Origin of the sequence: Hyphobacterium sp. CCMP332 (genome assembly GCA_014323545.1) — a bacterium.
In the GTDB taxonomy this organism is placed as follows: Bacteria; Bacteroidota; Bacteroidia; order Cytophagales; family CCMP332; genus CCMP332.
Genome location: CP058647.1, coordinates 2,629,104 through 2,647,978 on the forward strand (window position 1 = coordinate 2,629,104; position 18,875 = coordinate 2,647,978).

An 18,875-nucleotide genomic window follows, 5' to 3' on the forward strand; every position below is an offset into this window, starting at 1 on the left:
TTTATTTTAGTTCTCGTTTATATTTTTCAAAAATTTCCCTGCCTTTATCGGTGACTATTCCATACACAAAGTGTTCAAAAATTTCCAATTGTAAATCGCGAATATGGAACTGACCGAGATTATTGAAATCAGATTTAAACATCATTTCCGTACTTTCAACACGAAATCTGGAAATAATATCTTCTTTAAGATCGGAGCGATAAAGCCCCAGCTTTTTTCCTTCTTTTAAGTTTTCAATTAAAGAACAAAAAATGCACTTTTCTTTATGTTGATGAAATATGGTCCAGGAATTAGGGTGGTATTTTTTCATATCATGCAAAAGCGATGAATCCATATTTGAAAGCATATCCCTGAACCATTTTGAAATGGACACCAATTCCTCGATAGGATCTTTTGCCGACTCATGTATTTTTTGCAGATCGTGTTCTTCCTGATGAAGATATTCCTTTGTAACTTCCAAAACGACCGTATCCTTATCTTTAAAGTGCTGATAAATTGTTTTTTTTGATACGCCACACTTCCCGGCAATGTCATCCATTGTAACCCTTCTTAATCCCATTTTAAAAAACAGGCCACGGGCACATTCCACTATTCTATCTCTTAAATTCAATTTGACCTCCATTGTGAGGCAAAACTATAGAAACTTTAGAATTCACCAAAGTTTCCAATGTTAAATTTATGTTTCCTATATATTTGTTTTTAAATATGTTAGCGGGGCGACAAATTGAAGTAGAACTGATTAATTAGACTATTTTAATAGAGATTCCAATTGATCACACATTATTTTATTATCGTATTTTTCTGCAGCGATCCTTTTTGCCTCTATAGTGATTTCGCTGAAATTGTACTTTTCCAATACTATATTTTCAATCTTTTCTTTGAGTTCATTTGCATCGCCAAATGAATACAATTGCCCGAGTTTACCGTTTTCAAGTAAATCAACCGTCCCACCGGCATTAGTTCCAATAATTGGAACTCCGGATAACATAGCTTCTACGGTGACCATGCCATACGTTTCTTTTTTCGAAGGCATAATGAATATGTCGATGGCCGAATAAAAATATTCTACCTCAGGGCGGAAAGGACGAAAGTGTACCCTGTCTTTCAGATTGTTTTCTTTTACAAATTGCCTGCAATCTTTTTCGTAGTCCAGACATATTTTTTCATTGATGGTGGCCTCTCCCATAATTAAGAGGTCCAAATCCTTGTGTGTTTTTGAGAGCAGGGAAAATGCTTTTAGCACTCCCATTTGGCCTTTAGTCGGTCCGATTCTACCCAGTACTCCAATGATCTTTTTGTTTTCATCGAGACCGAGTTCTTTATGTGCCATTGATCTGCTGATCGAATTTTTCAAGAACCGATCAGTTTCAAGGCAAAGCGGAATCACCACTATTTTACTTTCCGGAACTTTTGTGGTTTGCAAAACTTGCTTTTTCAATGATTCCAATGGGCTGATCCAATAATTGAGTCCTGAAAAGCGAAAGGTATGCGCCGGTGAAGTCTTTTTAACTTTGAACTGCATTTGCTGCAGGTAGAGCATTTTCAGTCTGGCGTTAAAAAACTTTTTGCAATAATTAGCCGTGCTTAAATCGTGATTGTCAAAAATGATAATTTTCTCAACCTGATCTTTTTTTAAAATATTGGCCAGTAAAAACGCATTTTTAATATCAAAATATTTATTGGGTTTCTGAACCCACTGCGTTTTGAGCTCTACATTTTTTACCTGCTGTTCGACTCTTGAATTTTTTACGGTATAAAAAAATATGGTCCAGCCTCTATCTTTCATCCAAACGGCCAGATTTACAGCATTCATTTCCAGTCCGCCATAACCGGAAGAAGTTAAATAAAAGGCCAGTTTTTTAGTCGATGTCACGGTGCAAATTAACCACAATTGAAAATCCTAATGAAATGTATTCACAATACTGATTGTTTTACATCTCAATGTTTAAATTTGCGGCGATTCAAAAATATTAAATGGAAGACATAAAAGTCAATCTTCAAACAGCGGCGGATTTAGGATTAATAGAAGAAGAATTTAATCGAATTATTGAGATTCTTGGCCGTAAACCCAATTTTACCGAACTCTGTATTTTTTCAGCCATGTGGTCTGAGCATTGCTCATACAAAAATTCCATCACCTGGCTAAAAAAACTACCCAAGCAATCCGACAGAATGCTTGCAGAAGCCGGAGAGGAAAATGCCGGACTTGTCGACATCGGCGATGGTTTGGCATGCAGTTTTAAAATAGAATCCCATAATCACCCTTCGGCCATTGAACCCTACCAGGGTGCTGCAACCGGCGTAGGTGGAATTAACAGAGATATATTTACAATGGGTGCGAGACCCGTTTGCCAGTTAAATTCTCTGCGCTTTGGAAACCTAAAATCTGACCGAACTAAATGGTTGATTTCCGGTGTGGTAAAAGGTATTGGTGATTATGGCAATGCGTTTGGCGTGCCGACGGTAGGAGGGGAAGTGTTTTTTGATGAGACTTATAATATCAATCCTTTGGTAAATGCCTTTTCTGCAGGAATTGTAAAACACGATGCCGTAGTTTCGGCAGTTTCAAAAGGAGAAGGTAATCCTGTATTTATTGTTGGATCACGAACTGGAAAAGACGGAATCCACGGCGCCTCTTTTGCCTCCAAAGATATTACAGAAGATTCTGCAGATGATCTTCCCGCAGTGCAGGTCGGTGATCCATTTCAGGAGAAACTTTTACTGGAAGCAACTCTCGAGGTAATTAAAACAGGACATATCGTTGGCATGCAGGACATGGGTGCTGCGGGTATTACCTGTTCAACTTCGGAAATGAGTGATAAGGGAGAACACGGAATGGATATTTGGCTAGACAAAGTTCCGACCCGCCAGGACAATATGAAACCATTTGAAATCCTGCTTTCCGAATCTCAGGAAAGAATGCTCGTAGTTGTGGAAAAAGGACATGAACAGGAAGTGGTCGACATTTTTGAAAAATGGGATTTGCATGCGGTTCAAATTGGAGTGGTGACCAAAGGCAAAATGCTTCGTTATTTTATGGGTGATGAAATGGTCGCTGAAGTGCCTGCCTATGATCTTGTATTGGGAGGTGGGGCTCCCGTTTATGAAAGAGAATACAAAGAGCCGGCCTATTTCAAAGAATTTAAAAAATTCAGAATTGAAGATATTCCCAAACCCGATTTTCATCAGGTGGCCGAATTCCTTTTAAGCCATCCCAACATTGCCAGCAAGCGATGGATTTTTGAGCAATACGACTCCATGGTGGGTACGGATAATATTGGAACATTTGACAAATCCGATGCAGGCGTTGTGAGAATCAAGGATACCGACAAGGCACTTGCGGTCAGTGTTGATTGCAATTCCCGATTTGTAAACGCCGATCCTGAAGAAGGTTGTGCCATGGCTGTGGCTGAAGCAGCGAGAAACGTAGTATGCTCTGGAGGTGAGCCATTGGCAATTACCAATTGCCTGAATTTTGGCAATCCTTATAATCCTGAAGTGTATTGGCAATTTGTTCATGCCATCAAGGGTATGAAAAAAGCATGTGAAAAATTTGGAACCCCAGTTACGGGAGGAAATGTCAGTTTTTATAACCAGTCTTCGGATGAAGGGCCGGTATTTCCAACACCAACAATTGGTATGTTGGGTTTACTTGAAAATCGGGATAACAGGATCTCAATTTCTTTTAAAGAGGAGGGGGATCACTTGTATTTGCTTGGAAATCCAAAAAATGATATTTCAAGTTCCGAATACCTATACAGTTATTGCGGTATAAAAAAATCACCGGCACCGGACTTTAGTCTTGATGATGAGGCCCAATTACAAAAAGCGGTTATGAAAATGGCAAAGGACAGATTGTTAAATTCTGCTCATGATGTAGCCGATGGCGGATTGTATATTACTTTGGTGGAATCAGGCATGGCCGGAAACCTGGGATTTGAAATAGAAACCGAACAGGAATTCAGAAAAGACGCCTATCTCTTTGGCGAAAGCCCCAGCAGAATTGTGGTATCGATACACCCGGGAAAAGTGGCGAAGATGAAAGAAATATGTGCAAAAAATAAGGTTCGGCTTTATAAGTTGGGGGAGGTAATCGATAAGCAATGCATAATCGATGGTGAGTCCTATTTATCAATTAATGAGGTAAAAGCCATTTACGATAATGCGATTGAAGAAATAATCGCACATTAAGGCAAAATGGTTTTGTAATTTAATTTGACCCTGCTATTTTTGCAGTCCTTTTACTGACGATCACAAGGTGATATCAGAATAATGACCCATGGTGTAACTGGCAACACGTCTGGTTTTGGTCCAGAAGAGTCGAGGTTCGAGCCCTCGTGGGTCAACAAACCCTGACCTACCCTGCATTTATTGCGGGGGTCAGGGTTTTTTATTTATGGGTCAATAGTAAGTCCAATAAAAAAAGCGCCCTGCGGCGCTTCTTGTGTTTGGTCTAGTACGTGATATTTACACGATATTTAAAAAATGGAGATGAAAATCATCTCCATTTTTTCATCCTTTATAATGTATTAACCTTAAATATGACATGAATACTATACAAAAGTGCAAAACTCACTATTAGAAAACATGACCGTATTCCGCTAAAAAATAAAATAGCGGAAAACCACTAGAAATTATGTTATAAACAAAAAAAGCAGATCGAATATCAATCTGCTTTTCTTTGTCCTTTTTGTAAACCTTAATTGTGTAAATCAAAAGTACTACAGGATAGCTTGCCGTACATGACTGTAAACCGCTAAAAAATAAAATGGCTGTTTTTCTACCAAAAACCCTTAATTAACTTGCAATGGGGAAATCTATCATGATATTACTGCCCTTGCCCTCTTCGGAGTCAAAATGGATTTGCCCATTCAGGTAGTTCACCCTGGATATAATATTTTTTAAGCCCATGCCTTTTTCTTTGGCCAATTCAGGATCAAATCCCTGGCCATCGTCTTCCACCATAATATTAAGCTGGTCGCCTTTGACGGTCAATTGAACCAAAACTTCCCTCGCTCCGGAATGTTTAATAACATTATTCAAAAGTTCCTGAACGATTCTGTATGCATTGAGTGAAACACTGTCATCAAGTTTTTCGGGTATTCCATAATTGATAATATCCACCGCCAATTTTTTATCGGATTTTAATTTGCTTGTGTAATCCTGCAATGCCGGAATAAGGCCAAAACGGATCAGAGAGCCAGGCATCATATCATGCGAAATGTTTCTTACCTCAAAGCAGGCTTCGTCAATCAGTTGATTGGTTTTTTCATAAACCTGGTTGCCTTTTGTATTGCTGATGTGTCCTTTAATGGTTTCGAAATGAAGTTTTATACTCGACAGAAGTGCTCCTACGCTATCATGAAGGTCTTTGGCAATACGGTTTCTTTCAATTTCCTGTCCTTTTAGCATGGCATTTGCCGATTCCAGTCTGAGGGATTTTTCCAGCTCTTTTATTTTAACACGGTTTATTTCTTCTGTTTTGAGATTGATGGTTTTATTCGCTTCAATCTGTCTTTGATAATTAAACAGCAAAACCGCACCCATCAGAATAATGACAAACATGAGCGTACCAAAGGCAAAAAGCATATTCTTTTCTTTTCGATCATCAGCAATTTTCTGTTGAAAAGCCAACTCGGAAAGCCTTTTTTGGTTGTTTAATTCTTCGAGTTCGCGTTCTTTTTTCTCCATTTCGTATTTCACCCGAAACTCATTGATTTCTTCGCTGTGTCGTTTATCTATTTTTTGATTTAAGACTTCACTGTATTTTTTATAAAAGGACAATGATTTTTCAGTCTCTCCCTTTTCCTGATAAATTTCACTCAAGCCGAGGAATATATTTTCTTTTAAATCTAAATTTTTGCTTTTCCCGCCATATTGCAATGCCAGATTTCCGTATTCCAGTGCCTTATCCCTTTGGTTTTGTTTTAGTTTGAGATCCATTAAAACGGCATAGGTCGCGGCCATTTCTTCATGGTTTTCAACTTTACTATCCTCTTTTAGCGACAGCAAAAAGAAATTTTCGGCCTTTTCGGAATTTCCCAGGCTATAAAATACCTTTCCTATGCTTTGGTAATTTTGACCGAGCTTGTCCTGATTTCCGAGTTTTTCATTTAAACTCAGCGATTTTGAAAAATATTCCAGTGCATGAAGAAAATCGCCGCTTTCATATTTGGCAGCACCCAGATAATTCAGAATATCGGCTTTCAATGCTACATCCGGACTTCGTTTTAAAGCTTCGTTCAAGGATTTTTCGGCGTCCTGATAGTTCTTTTGTTCAAAATGCACTCTGGCAATTCCAAAATAGGCCATAGGCTCATAGGCCATAGGCAATTCACCATCCCAGTTGTTTAGCGCCTGGTAATATCTATTTAGTGATTTCAGCCTTTCGCCAAGACGATAATACATATCGCCGGTTTTAACCCTTAGACCCTGGGCCTGAGAATACAAACGCAATTTTTCTGCATTTTTTATCGCACGGTCTCCATACAAAATTGCTTCATCCAGTTGATCTATCTTTTCAAATGCCGTCATCAGGCTTCTGTTGATAGCGTATTTCCATTTCAATTCCTTAAATGGAGAAAAGGGGTATTTAGATATTTTTTTATAAAGCAATTGCAATAGAGGAATACTGGATACCGGATCGAGTTCCACCTGCGCCGAAAGATTTTTTAAGGTTTCCTCCAATTGTATCGTGTCGTTAAGCGACAATCCGCTTATGTCTTCCTCACTTTGTGATTGAACTGAAAAATTCAATAGCAAAATTGATATAAGCGTTATGAAAACGGCAATTTTCATTTATCAGTCGATAAGTCGGTTATTAATGGCCACTCTTACCAATCCTGCAAGATTTCTTACATTCAATTTTGTCAGCAAATTGGATCGGTGAGATTCCACGGTGTTTAAACTAATACAGAGTTTATCGGCAATTTCCGGTGTCGTAAATTCTTCGCAAATAAGCTTTAATACCTCTTTTTCACGTCTGGATATCTTTATTTCTTCTGCTCTTGCCGAAGCGGTTTTTTTCTCTCCCGGCATCATGCTATGCAGTAAATTTTCGGTCACTTCCTTACTGAAGTAATTTTTGTCCTGCATTACCGTAGAAATGGCCTCCATTAATTCGAGCTTACCGGTATTTTTCAAGATATATCCCGAAGCACCATTTTTTATCATATTGGTCAGAAAGCTCTCTTCGTTGTGCATTGTTACGGCGAGTATTTTGGTATCAGGGCTTTTTATCTTGACCTGTTTGCTGATTTCTATACCGTCGAGGTCAGGCATATTGACATCCAAAAGAATGAGATCAACTTTGTGATTATCAACTATTTGAAGCACCTCATTGCCGTGGAGTGCATGTCCGACGATACTGATATTTTCTTCATCGGAAAGTAGGGAAGACATGCCTTCCATGAACATTTTATGATCGTCCGCGAGTAGAACGTTTATCATTTTTTTGGATTAGTGGTTGCTTGACTTAATACTAAGTTATGGAAAAAAAGGTTTCATTTATAATTGAAGAATGGATTCATTATTTTTGCAGACCAAAATTTTAAAGCATGTTCGAAAATCTTAGTACGCGTTTAGAAGGAGCATTTAAAAGCCTCAAAGGTCAGGGCTCAATATCCGAAATAAACGTTGCGCAGACTACAAAAGAAATAAGAAGAGCATTGGTTGATGCCGATGTGAATTACAAAATAGCCAAGGAAGTAACTGACAGAATTAAGGAGAAGGCCATTGGGGAAAAAGTGATCAACGCTGTTTCTCCTGGACAGATGTTGGTTAAAATTACCTCCGATGAGCTTGCAGAACTGATGGGAGGGAAGGCAAGTGAAGTTAATGTGCAGGGAAGTCCGGGGATTATTCTTATGTCCGGTTTGCAGGGTTCGGGTAAAACCACATTTTCAGCAAAGCTTGCAAATAAATACAAGAAAGAGGGAAAACAGGTATTGTTGGCGGCCTGTGATGTTTATCGCCCCGCCGCCATTGAGCAGCTGAGAGTACTTGGAGAGCAGGTCGGTGTGGATGTCTATACCGAAGAAGACAATAAAAATCCCGTTGAAATAGCAAAAAATGCACTCAGTCATGCCAAGAGCAATGGTAAGAATGTTCTGATTGTCGATACCGCCGGTCGTTTAGCCGTGGATGAAGCCATGATGACCGAAATATCTAATATTAAAAATGCCCTGAATCCTTCGGAGACACTTTTTGTGGTGGATGCCATGACCGGCCAGGATGCTGTAAATACGGCTCAGGCTTTCAATAAGAAAATTGATTTTGACGGCGTGGTCATGACCAAATTGGATGGCGATACCCGTGGTGGTGCCGCAATTTCGATCCGGTCGGTTGTTGATAAACCATTGAAGTTCATAGGAACCGGTGAAAAAATGGATGGTATAGATGTCTTTCACCCCGATAGGATGGCTCAGAGAATCCTTGGAATGGGTGATGTGGTATCGTTGGTTGAAAGAGCACAGGATGCCTTTGATCAGGAGCAGGCTGAAAAACTCAATCGCAAAATACGAAAGAACCAATTTGACTTTAATGATTTTAAATCGCAGATCCAGCAGATAAAGAAAATGGGGAATATCAAGGATCTCATGGGAATGATTCCCGGTATGGGCAAAATGGTTAAAAACCTCGATGTGGATGATAATTCATTTACACCCATTGAAGCCATTATTAATTCAATGACAACCCAGGAACGCGAGCAGCCCGATTTAATCGATGGCAGCCGAAGAAAGAGAATAGCCAATGGAAGTGGCACCAGCGTTCAGGAAGTCAATAATTTACTTAAGCAGTTTGGAGAGATGCGAAAAATGATGAAAAAGATGAACAAAATGAGTGGGGGTAAGAAAATGAAAGGGATCAATCCATTTGCCGGTTGATAATTGAACAATTAATAAAAAGGGTCGGATAAAATTTTATCCGACCCTTTTTTTATATCCGCACCTTAAGTATTAGTCCAAATAAAGCACCCTTCTGCAAGCTTTTACTGTTCTTTCAACATTGGGTAGTGTTTCATCGATCAGCGTAGGCGCATAGTGCAATGGAATGTCTCTGTTGGTGACGCGTTCAATTGGTGCATCCAGATAATCGAATGCATATCTCTGCATGTGATATGCAATTTCACTTGAGATGGAAGCTAAAGGCCATGTTTCTTCAACCATTACCAGCCGGTTGGTCTTTTTTACCGATTCAACCACCGTTTGGTAGTCAATCGGCCTGACGGTGCGAAGATCAATGATTTCAATATTTATATCGTCTTTGGCAAGTTTTTCCGCCGCTTCCAGAACAACTTTTAAAATTTTTCCATACGTAACCACGGTTACATCTGTGCCTTCTTTTTTCACTTCAGCCTCACCGAGTGGAATCAGGTATTCCTCTTCAGGTACTTCACCTTTATCTCCGTACATGAGTTCGGATTCCATAAATATGATCGGATTGTCATCGCGAATTGATGATTTGAGTAAGCCCTTGGCGTCTTTTGGATTGGCAGGAACTACTACTTTTAATCCGGGCGTATTGGCGTACCAGTTTTCAAAATTCTGCGAGTGCTGGGCTCCAAGCTGACCCGCATTACCCGTGGGACCGCGAAATACCATTGGCGCACCGTATTGCCCTGCAGACATGGACATCATCTTGGCGGCGCTGTTAATAACCTGGTCGATTGCGACAAGGGAAAAATTGAAGGTCATGAATTCGATGATCGGTCTTAAGCCATTCATGGCAGCGCCGACGCCGATTCCGGCGAAGCCCAGCTCGGCAATTGGCGTATCGATCACCCTTTCAGGACCAAATTCATCCAGCATACCCTGCGATACCTTATAGGCTCCATTGTATTCGGCTACTTCTTCTCCCATTAGAAATACATTTTCATCTCTGCGCATTTCCTCTGTCATTGCTTCTCTTAGTGCTTCCCTGAACTGGATTTCTCTCATATTGGCTTTATTTCAGCACGCTAAATTACTGTATTGATGGAATTATAAAAAGACAGAAACAAAAAAGCCCCAACCAAAAGGCAGGGGCTTCTTCAGAAAATTAAATTCTAATTATTTAATGGCGTTTTTGAAACCATCGGTTTCAAAATATTTTTCAAATTCAAGATCATTGATTGCTCTTTCTCTCAAAGAAGAGTCAAGCTCAATAGACTTTGCCAAATGCTTAGCCATATTATCAGCATCGCCCATTCTGGCAGCAGTAACTGCAGCACCGTAATAAGCATGAGCATTGCCTGCATCAGCAGCTATGGCATCGTCAAATTCTGTTTTGGCAGTACCAAAGTCTTTTTTCAACAACTGTGCTAAAGCGCTATTGTAAACAGTCACAGGATCTTCATTGGCATTGGCAAATGAATTCACCGCGTCGTTGTACTTAGCAACTTTGATTTCTGACACACCTTTCATGGCATTGATTCCTTCGCTCAATACTGAAGAAGGACTCGCTTGCAAACCGCTTGTGAACATGCTAAGCGCCTTATAATTGTTTTCACTCTTCATAAGTTCAGCAAGGCCTTTGTTCGAATAGGCTTCAGGATTTTGTTTTTTATTCAATGAAATATCAAAATGAGTGATAGCATCATCTACCATTTTCATTTTAGCATCCATATCATTTTCCAATTTTGCACGCTCAAGCAAAGCTGCTCCCAAATTGTTATGCGATTGCCAGCTATCACTTTCTTTAGTTGCTGCACGATATAATTTTTCTTTTTCAGAAAGATCAGCAGTTAAAGTTGCAGCATAGGCCAGCTCTTCTTCGTTCAAAGTATCGGTTGGAGCACTTCCTTCTCTTATCAATACAGCTAAAGCAGCAATTTCCTCATCTGTTTTCTTTGGTATCAATTGAATGATTTCTGTTTTAGCAACCCTTAAGTCCGGATAAATTTTGTCAAACAACCTTTTGTAGACTTTGGGCATTTTGCTTTTCAGCATTTTTTCTGTTTCTACAAAATTTGCTCCACCGCCATTATCAATGACATCGTTGATGGCTATTTTTTCATCATTAGAGAAATCCTCGCTTGCAGCCAGTTTTTTCTTAAACATTGACCAGTCCTGAACGATAGGCTTCAATACAAAATTGATTGAATCAGCCATGTCTTTGTAATCGTACCTTTTCATTCTTCTGATGTACTCTTTCTTAACAACCTCTGCTCTGCTGTTGGAAAGTCCGGTATTTATAGTTTCACTACCCTCAGGAGAGTGATTACCGACTATCGTTACAGTTTTGGTAAGGTTTTTCTCTGCGATATAGGCATCAAATTTATTTCCTCTATCACTTTTCAGCTCTGATCTTCTAAGATTTGATCTTCCCTGCTGGAAAAAGAAATCAACATTTATTTTCTGAATTTCTGGCTCTTTGCTAAAACCATGAGCAGCATATGCTACATAGTGATAATCTTTCACCATTTCAGATGTAGTGATGACACCAACTGCAAGAGGCATTTCAGGAGTCGATTTGCTTTTGCCATTAGGGCTCGAAGCTTCTCCTTGAATGACCAGGTCTCCTCTTCTCATCTCCTCATTGTATGGGAATGAAAATTTCCTGGATACTTGTGGTTGTTGCGTTTTCTGGTTGGGATAATCCTCATATTTGAATTCGATATCAGGCAAAGCCAAAGACTTGTCTGAATATTTATATGTGGTTTTAAGTGTATATACTTTCCCCTTCTTAAGCATGTTTACAGGTAGTAGTGCGGACATGGTGAAATCTACTGTGTCTGCATGCATTTCTAATGGTGAGGGTGTTACTGTTAAGTTTTGCTCTGAAGCCTTTTTAATCATCTGGCTTAAAGAACAACCCGATAGAATAAAAGCACTTGCAAGTACAAATACACCAAGAATTTTTTTCATGTGGTACATAATGGTTTTCTTTAGTTTTCTGCGAAATTATCTGTATTTTAATATTATTGCAATGAAATATAACTTTTTTTGGATGTTTGCCGTTAATTATTCGTTAAAATAGCAGGAAACCACTAGAAATAATGAAAAGTATTGTATCATTTTTCGAAAACAGAGCCTTTGGAGTGTGCGCAAGTATCTCCGAAAAGCTGGGTATGTCGAGTACTTCGGTAAGGCTTTTCTTTATTTATGCTTCATTTCTTACTTTCGGATCACCCGTTTTGATCTATTTGATCCTGGCTTTTCTAAAAGATTTTAAAGCTTACATAAGAAAAAGCAGCTCCACTATCTGGGATTTCTAAAAGGAGTCCAAATCCGAAAATTTTCTCCTCCCTTTTAAGAAGTAATCAAAGAGGATGGATTTATCATAAAAACCCTTCAACTCATTTGGATTCTTTTTCTGCTCTGATCTTTGCAATCCCGATTTCATTTTATAGTAATCGCGGTGGGCTCTTAACAAGGCGCGGACGTCGCCAAAACGAAATTGCAACAGATAAATAATTGCGCTAAGGCCATCAAGCAATAATCTAATCAGTATTTTCTTCCCACGAATGGAATCCGGTAAATTTTTATAAAGGAGAAAAAGACTATTTCTGTGATTCAAATAGGTTTTTCTGGGATTGGATTTTGGAAGTGTTCCACCGCCAATATGGTACACCTCGCTTTCGGCCACGTATTTAATTTTATAATTATTGTTTAATACCCGCCAGCAAAGATCAATTTCTTCCATATGAGCAAAGAAATTTTCATCCAAACCGCCCATTTTGTGATAAACTTCGGATCGAATCATTAAACATGCGCCTGAAGCCCAAAAAATATCACCTGAGTTATCGTATTGCCCTTTGTCTTTTTCAAGATTATTTAATATCCTGCCACGGCAGAATGGATATCCGTATTTATCAATAAATCCTCCGGCAGCACCGGCATATTCAAATATCACCTTGTTTTTTTGCCATTTGATTTTTGGTTGAACAATAGCAATGGATTTATCCAAATTAAATGTTTCAATTAGTGGCAAAAGCCAGTTTTTTCCAACCTCGACATCGGAATTGAGCAAAACATAAAAATCGCTATCAATTTGTTTAAAAGCCTCGTTATATCCTTTGCAAAAACCGTGATTGGTTTTGAACCGGATGATTTGTACCTGCGGAAAATTTTGTTCGAGCCAGGGGATTGAATCGTCGGTAGACGCATTATCAGCAAGCACTATTTGTGCCTCGGCACTGTTTCTGACAATTCCCGGAATAAATTTTTGTAAAAAATGAAGGCCATTCCAATTCAGGATGACCACTGCAACATTTGATCCTGTCATAGGGGGAAATTACATTCCGGGAAATTTAAATCCTGGAATATTAGGCAGGTTACCGGTGACTTTTTTCATTTCTTCCTGAATTTTGACATCAATATTTTCAAGGGCCTTATTTACCGCGGCAGCGCTGAGGTCCTCGATCATCTCCTTGTCATCCTTAGATATGATGTCTGGATCAATTTCAATCTTCAGGACTTGTTTTTTACCATTGACAGTTGCTTTTACGATTCCTCCACCTGATTCTCCTTCGGCTCTTAATTCAGCAATTTTGTCCTGGGCTTCTTTCATATTTTCCTGAAGCTCTTTTACTTTTCCAAAAATTGATGACATATCCATAATATAAATTCTTTATCTGGTCAAAGTTACGGTACTTTTTTCTGAAAAGCTTCTACCGAGCTCATCTATTGCAGTTACCTTGTATACATAAACACCCTCAGGCGCATCTCGTTCATTTATGGTGCCATCCCAGCCCTCATTGTAATCTTTTGTCGCAAATATTAATTCACCCCATCGGTTGAAGATTATAAGTTCATATTCGTCGGCAAAGAGGCCAATGGGTTCAAAAACATCGTTTAAACCGTCTCCATTTGGTGAAAATGCGGTTGGAAAAAAAAGCTTAAAGGTTTGCTCAATTTCGTAAATTAAAGAATAGCTTATTAAAGAATCCGGCCCCTCTGAGATTGCTTTTATTCTATATCTGAGTTTTTGTAAAGTTGTATCTACCCCTATATCCAGATACTCTCTTGCCGTATTATCAAATTCTTCTGAGAAATAGACAATGTTATTTTCATTCAGTTTTTCCAGTACATAACGCTCGACACCAAATGACCAACCCTGATAGGCCAGCCATGTAACCAACCTGTTTTCGTTTTCGGTGTTTTCTACTACTATTTCAACAGGACAGTGAATGCCCGTGTTTTCTGATAAATTTCTGCAGGCATCATAAAAATCCATGGAATAGCAAATCCTTGGTTGGTCCTGTATTGGAGCTTCAAGACTAAATGAATTTTGTACGGTGGAATCAAAAATATCGGTTCTCGTAAAACCCCGGCGCAATAGATAGAGCTCTGCCAGGGAATCGGCTATCCAATCCATTTGCGTTGCATTGTTTTCTATACTCACATTAAATAATCTTGGGGCAGAAGGGGTATCCAGCGATAATCCTCTGACACATACCTCATTTGATAAGGAACGAACGCCACCAAATAATTCCGCTTCCAATTGATAGCAGTATTCCTGATTACAAATTATTTGCGTGTCTGTTACAATGGTTTGCTGAAAGTCTGGATTGTATTGTGAATAGCTCTGTTGATTCTTAAATAATTCCCATCGGATAATATTTACAGGAAGAGGATAGGGGTTCCAGGATACAATATTCTCATTATTAAAGGCTTCAGCATCGAGTTTTACACTGCAAATGGTCTCTGACATTTTTTCATTGAAGCAGGCGTCCCTTGTTCTCAATCTATAACAATAACCGTTTTCACTGCTATCCATATAAATGAATGGTGCTCCTGTTGAAGTAAAACTGTTGATGGAATTGTATGTACTTAATGTATCAGGGCTCAGTTCAAGGATGTAGTCAACACTTTCTGTGGTGTTAAAATCAAAACTTATACTATCTGAATTGCCTGTGATGCTGTATTCAAAATTGTTCAGCAAGGGTTCGGGAACAATATCCAGGGTATTCACCATAAATGAAATACTGTCTCCGCAATTGCCCGGCACATAATTTCCTTTGATACTTATTGTTTTCGCTCCCTGAGATGTGTATTTATAGGAAATGCTACTCAGTCCTGAAATGGTATCCGAATTTCCATCGCCCCAATAAATAAAATATTCCTCGTATTGATCATTTAATATCTCTATCACAACACGATTTGAATCACATCTGGAGGCCTTGTAAAGAGGTTCCGGAGATGGGAGAACTTCGATATAATTAATTCTTAGAGAAGTGTCTGCAACGCCATTGACATTTCCTATTTGTATAAGGGTATAGAACCCGGGATTGGTGTAAGTGAAAAAAGTATCCGGGTTTCCACTTATGGGATCACCTAAATTGTAATCAAAATTATACAAAATGGATTCCGGGGGAACACCATTTGAGCAATTGATAACACTGACATCCAAAGGTGCACAACCCCTGGTGACGTCAGCTGTAAAACATAGGTTTTGCGCTTCTGCCTGAAAAACGAAAAGAATAAAAATTACTGAAATAAAAAACTTCAATTTTTAAACGATTTCATCAATTGGATATGACTTAAGGAATTCTATGGCTTTTTTTATGTCCTTATGCAAATAACGATCCTCTTTGAGAATTGGTATTTCTGCTCTGAAGTCACTTAAAACCTTTTGAACCAAAGCTGAGCTTTTATAATCCGTTCTAAAATAAAATGCCTGTGAAGCATTGATGAGTTCTATGGCCAAGACCCTTTGACTGTTTTCTAAAACCCTCAATGCCTTGGAGGCCGCATTGGCTCCCATGCTCACGTGATCCTCCTGCCCGTTAGAAGATGAAATGGAATCAACTGATGCCGGAGTACAGAGTTGTTTGTTTTGACTCACAATTCCTGCTGCCACGTATTGTGGTATCATTAAACCTGAATGGAGGCCCGGTTCATCAATCAAAAAATCGGGCAATTCTCTCTGACCGCTCAATAATTGAAATGTTCTTCTCTCAGAAATACTTCCCAGTTCCGCAATAGCTATCGCTATAAAATCCAATGCCAATGCCAAAGGTTGCCCGTGAAAATTTCCTCCTGAAAGAATAATATTATCCTCGGGACAAAAATTTGGATTATCGTTTACACCATTTAGCTCGCGGCTAAATATATCCTCTGAATATTTAAATGCATCATAACTTGCACCGTGAACCTGAGGCATGCACCGAAATGAATAGGGGTCTTGTGTATATATTTTAGCTCTGCTTTCATTATCGCTTCCCGAAAGAATAGATCGAATTTGTTCTGCAGCGATAATTTGCCCATTCTGGTTTCTCAATTTATGCACCAGTGGATGCATTGGTTCAAGTTTGCCGTCAAATGCTTCCAGGGAAATGGCGCCAATAAGATTCGCCCATTTAAAAAGTTCAAATGCCTTATTTGTCACTAAAGCACCGAAAGAACTCATAAATTGTGTTCCGTTTAATATGGCAAGGCCTTCTTTGGCCACAAGGGCATGGGCTTCCCAGCCTAGTTTTTTATAAACGACTTCTGTTTTTTGAATTTTTCCTTCATAATGAACTTCTCCTTCGCCAATTACCGCCAATGCCAGGTGAGCCAAGGGTGCTAAATCTCCTGAAGCTCCCAATGAACCCATTTCGTAAACCACAGGTATAACATCGCGGTTGTACATGGCAACCAAAAACTCCACAAGATCCAGCGTGGTACCTGAATTGCCATAGGAGAGCGAGATGATTTTATGCAAAAGCATTCGCTTTGAAATTTCAGGAGAAATAATGTCGCCGGTGCCGCATGCATGCGAACGCACCAAATTAACTTGCAATTCCTCCAGATGCTCCTCACTGATTACTTTATTACAGAGCGACCCAAATCCGGTGTTAATCCCGTAAACTGTTTTTTTAGAAGAGAGTATTTCTTCCTCGAGAAAAGTCCTGCAATTGAGAATTTTCCTTTTGGATTCATCAGAGAGTATTAAATTCTGTGCGCTGTCAACAATCTTTTCAAGATCCCTGAGTGATTTGTCTTTAACAGGTTTTATTATAAAATGATCGCTCATTTCAGTTTTTCAATAATTTTTTCCGTACTCATTAATTGCTGCTGGCCGCTTTCCATATCTCTTAATTGCCATTTTTCCTTAGCCAACTCTTCATCTCCAATAATAATCGAATATGGGATATTTTTTCTGTTTGCGTATTGCAATTGTTTTTTGAGTTTTCCAGTATCGGGAAAGAGTTCTACTGCAATACCTGCTCTGCGCAGTTGTTGTATTACTTTCAGACCCTTTTCAAAGCCTTTTTTATCAAAATGGACAATCAGAACATCCGTCGTTTTGCTAATTTTTTCTGGAAAGAGTTTTAATTCCTCCATTACATCAAAAAGGCGATCCACACCAAAAGAAAAACCAACTCCGCTTACATTGGGCAAGCCAAAAATACCGGTCAGGTCATCATAACGCCCCCCGCCCGAAACACTCCCTATTTGCACATTATTGACCTTTACTTCAAGGATCGTTCCTGTATAATAGCCAAGCCCCCTGGCCAGTGTAGGCTGTATTTTTATCAATTCTGAATTGCCACCGAGCTTTGAATGCAAGTCTAAGACTTCCCGTAATTCTTCAAGACCTTCTGAATCTGCATTATCAAGATATGAAGCTATGGAATCCAGAACCTCGCTGTTTGAACCTTCAATGTCTATCAGATCTTTTATTCGTGAAATCTGTGTTTCTGAAAAAGACATCTTAGCAAATTCATCAATGACAACATTTTTTCCCAATTTATCGAGTTTGTCTAAAACTGTAAAAAAAGAATTGCTGTTGGTTGAGCCAACACTTTTTGCAATCTGATCGAGTAACTTCCTGTTATTTACCAGAATTTGAAAATCTCCGATGTTTAATTTTTTAAACACCTCTTCTATCATTATAAAGATCTCCGCTTCGCAGAAAAGAGAATGGGTTCCAATTACATCCGCATCGCATTGATAAAACTCTCTGTAACGCCCCTTTTGCGGTCTGTCAGCCCGCCATACGGGTTGTATTTGATAGCGTTTAAATGGTATGGGCAATTCATTGTAATTGCCGGCGACGTACCTGGCAAAAGGAACGGTTAAATCATAGCGTAATCCTTTTTCAGTTATTTTAGGCGCTACGACTTTTTCTCCTTTTTCTAGATCTGATTCATTGACCAATAAATTTCCTCTTTTATGAAGAAAATCACCGGAATTCAGGACTTTGTACAAAAGCTGATCGCCTTCATCACCGTATTTTCCTGTTAAAGTGCTCAATGATTCCATTGCTGGGGTTTCCAGTGCCTGAAATCCATATTTTTCAAATACCATTCGAATGGCATCAAAAATATATGCCCGCTTCTGCATTGTTTCGGGAGAAAAGTCCCTCATACCCTTTGGTGTACCTGGTGCTTTCAGAATAATTAATTTATGCAGGCGAAATTATAAAATTAATGCCCCTTTGCCAGATAAATTAAGTATTTATCCAAAAGAAATTTGCCGGAAATCAAAAGAAAATTTTACCTTTGCGCCTCAATTTATTAAAGGATCAATAATGAGCGGATTCAGCACAAAGAAAACAAGGTTAAGAGTAAGATCTAAAACAAGAAACGCAAAGCTAAAGCATTTGCAGTTTCAGCCTGTTATCAAAAAAGTAGATGTAGAGGAAATCAAGAAAGAATTTGCATCAAAACCAGCAAAGAAGGAAACAAAGAAAGAAGAGCCTAAGGCGGAGGTAAAAGAAACTAAAGTTGAGGCTAAAACAAGCCCGGAAGTTAAAGTAAGTCCTGAGAAGGAAGAAGCTCCGAAAGCAAAGAAAACTGCAGACGTTAAGATAGAAGAAAAAGCTGCACCTAAGAAAGAAGCTAAGCCTAAGGCGGAAGCAAAGAAAAGTGCAAAATCAAAAGCCGAAGCAAAAAAAGAAGAAAAGCCAAAGGCTGAGAAAAAAGAAACTAAGCCAGAATCTAAAGAATAGAATTAGATTTTGAT

15 protein-coding genes and 1 tRNA gene are annotated in these 18,875 nt (G+C 38.9%); 5 read left to right on the plus strand and 11 right to left on the minus strand.

Annotated features, from left to right (window positions below; all coding sequences use genetic code 11):
* Nucleotide 1: 1 nt before the first annotated feature.
* Complete coding sequence (locus tag HZR84_11505; GenBank protein QNL22540.1) at nt 2–622, minus strand: TetR/AcrR family transcriptional regulator; 621 nt, start codon at nt 620–622, stop codon at nt 2–4.
* 126 nt (nt 623–748) lie between these two features.
* Nucleotides 749–1,873, minus strand: a complete 1,125-nt coding sequence (locus HZR84_11510; GenBank protein QNL22541.1) for a glycosyltransferase — start codon at nt 1,871–1,873, stop codon at nt 749–751.
* Between the two features lie 101 nt (nt 1,874–1,974).
* Here HZR84_11510 and purL point away from each other — a divergent pair, with 101 nt between their 5' ends.
* Together purL and HZR84_11520 are read left to right on the plus strand one after the other, a co-directional pair.
* Nucleotides 1,975–4,191: a phosphoribosylformylglycinamidine synthase subunit PurL gene (purL, locus tag HZR84_11515; protein QNL22542.1), complete on the plus strand. Its 2,217-nt coding sequence runs from the start codon at nt 1,975–1,977 to the stop codon at nt 4,189–4,191.
* 82 nt (nt 4,192–4,273) lie between these two features.
* Nucleotides 4,274–4,346: transfer RNA gene (locus HZR84_11520), tRNA-Gln, on the plus strand.
* A gap of 451 nt (nt 4,347–4,797) precedes the next feature.
* On the opposite strand, the gene HZR84_11525 is transcribed toward HZR84_11520, so the two are convergent.
* Nucleotides 4,798–6,756: a tetratricopeptide repeat protein gene (locus tag HZR84_11525; GenBank protein ID QNL22543.1), complete on the minus strand. Its 1,959-nt coding sequence runs from the start codon at nt 6,754–6,756 to the stop codon at nt 4,798–4,800.
* A 45-nt stretch (nt 6,757–6,801) separates the two neighbouring features.
* Nucleotides 6,802–7,449, minus strand: a complete 648-nt coding sequence (locus HZR84_11530) for a response regulator transcription factor (GenBank protein QNL22544.1) — start codon at nt 7,447–7,449, stop codon at nt 6,802–6,804.
* A 107-nt stretch (nt 7,450–7,556) separates the two neighbouring features.
* Here HZR84_11530 and ffh point away from each other — a divergent pair, with 107 nt between their 5' ends.
* Nucleotides 7,557–8,885, plus strand: coding sequence for a signal recognition particle protein (gene ffh, locus HZR84_11535; protein QNL22545.1), 1,329 nt, complete (start codon nt 7,557–7,559; stop codon nt 8,883–8,885).
* A gap of 72 nt (nt 8,886–8,957) precedes the next feature.
* On the opposite strand, the gene HZR84_11540 is transcribed toward ffh, so the two are convergent.
* On the minus strand, nt 8,958–9,938 hold the full coding sequence (locus HZR84_11540) for a pyruvate dehydrogenase complex E1 component subunit beta (protein ID QNL22546.1): 981 nt from the start codon (nt 9,936–9,938) through the stop codon (nt 8,958–8,960).
* A 111-nt stretch (nt 9,939–10,049) separates the two neighbouring features.
* Entirely contained in the window at nt 10,050–11,846 is a 1,797-nt protein-coding gene (locus HZR84_11545; protein ID QNL22547.1) for a hypothetical protein, read from the minus strand.
* 131 nt (nt 11,847–11,977) lie between these two features.
* Here HZR84_11545 and HZR84_11550 point away from each other — a divergent pair, with 131 nt between their 5' ends.
* Nucleotides 11,978–12,196 (plus strand): PspC domain-containing protein, encoded by a 219-nt coding sequence (locus tag HZR84_11550; GenBank protein ID QNL22548.1) that lies wholly within the window; start codon nt 11,978–11,980, stop codon nt 12,194–12,196.
* Here the strand turns inward: HZR84_11550 and HZR84_11555 are convergent.
* The 5 genes from HZR84_11555 to HZR84_11575 are packed head-to-tail and all read right to left on the minus strand — an operon-like array spanning nt 12,193 to nt 18,311.
* Entirely contained in the window at nt 12,193–13,206 is a 1,014-nt protein-coding gene (locus HZR84_11555; GenBank protein ID QNL22549.1) for a glycosyltransferase family 2 protein, read from the minus strand. The two genes, HZR84_11550 and HZR84_11555, sit on opposite strands and share 4 nt — an antisense overlap.
* A gap of 9 nt (nt 13,207–13,215) precedes the next feature.
* On the minus strand, nt 13,216–13,539 hold the full coding sequence (locus tag HZR84_11560; GenBank protein ID QNL22550.1) for a YbaB/EbfC family nucleoid-associated protein: 324 nt from the start codon (nt 13,537–13,539) through the stop codon (nt 13,216–13,218).
* A 12-nt stretch (nt 13,540–13,551) separates the two neighbouring features.
* Nucleotides 13,552–15,432 (minus strand): gliding motility-associated C-terminal domain-containing protein, encoded by a 1,881-nt coding sequence (locus HZR84_11565; protein ID QNL22551.1) that lies wholly within the window; start codon nt 15,430–15,432, stop codon nt 13,552–13,554.
* A gap of 3 nt (nt 15,433–15,435) precedes the next feature.
* Nucleotides 15,436–16,941, minus strand: a complete 1,506-nt coding sequence (gene hutH, locus HZR84_11570) for a histidine ammonia-lyase (GenBank protein ID QNL22552.1) — start codon at nt 16,939–16,941, stop codon at nt 15,436–15,438.
* A complete protein-coding gene (locus HZR84_11575) occupies nt 16,938–18,311 on the minus strand; it encodes a histidine--tRNA ligase (protein ID QNL23250.1) in 1,374 nt (457 codons plus the stop codon). The genes hutH and HZR84_11575 overlap by 4 nt, the downstream gene beginning before the upstream one ends.
* Between HZR84_11575 and HZR84_11580 the strand changes: the two genes are divergently transcribed.
* Nucleotides 18,223–18,861, plus strand: coding sequence for a hypothetical protein (locus tag HZR84_11580; protein ID QNL22553.1), 639 nt, complete (start codon nt 18,223–18,225; stop codon nt 18,859–18,861). The two genes, HZR84_11575 and HZR84_11580, sit on opposite strands and share 89 nt — an antisense overlap.
* Nucleotides 18,862–18,875: the final 14 nt, after the last annotated feature.

Excerpts from the sequence above, each read along its gene's own strand:
- purL (QNL22542.1), top strand. The coding sequence starts at position 1,975 with ATGGAAGACATAAAAGTCAATCTTCAAACAGCGGCGGATTTAGGATTA.
- HZR84_11540 (QNL22546.1), bottom strand. The coding sequence starts at position 9,938 with ATGAGAGAAATCCAGTTCAGGGAAGCACTAAGAGAAGCAATGACAGAG.
- HZR84_11555 (QNL22549.1), bottom strand. The coding sequence starts at position 13,206 with ATGACAGGATCAAATGTTGCAGTGGTCATCCTGAATTGGAATGGCCTT.
- ffh (QNL22545.1), top strand. The coding sequence starts at position 7,557 with ATGTTCGAAAATCTTAGTACGCGTTTAGAAGGAGCATTTAAAAGCCTC.
- HZR84_11580 (QNL22553.1), top strand. The coding sequence starts at position 18,223 with ATGGCATCAAAAATATATGCCCGCTTCTGCATTGTTTCGGGAGAAAAG.
- HZR84_11550 (QNL22548.1), top strand. The coding sequence starts at position 11,978 with ATGAAAAGTATTGTATCATTTTTCGAAAACAGAGCCTTTGGAGTGTGC.
- hutH (QNL22552.1), bottom strand. The coding sequence starts at position 16,941 with ATGAGCGATCATTTTATAATAAAACCTGTTAAAGACAAATCACTCAGG.
- HZR84_11505 (QNL22540.1), bottom strand. The coding sequence starts at position 622 with ATGGAGGTCAAATTGAATTTAAGAGATAGAATAGTGGAATGTGCCCGT.
- HZR84_11545 (QNL22547.1), bottom strand. The coding sequence starts at position 11,846 with ATGAAAAAAATTCTTGGTGTATTTGTACTTGCAAGTGCTTTTATTCTA.
- HZR84_11530 (QNL22544.1), bottom strand. The coding sequence starts at position 7,449 with ATGATAAACGTTCTACTCGCGGACGATCATAAAATGTTCATGGAAGGC.
- HZR84_11560 (QNL22550.1), bottom strand. The coding sequence starts at position 13,539 with ATGGATATGTCATCAATTTTTGGAAAAGTAAAAGAGCTTCAGGAAAAT.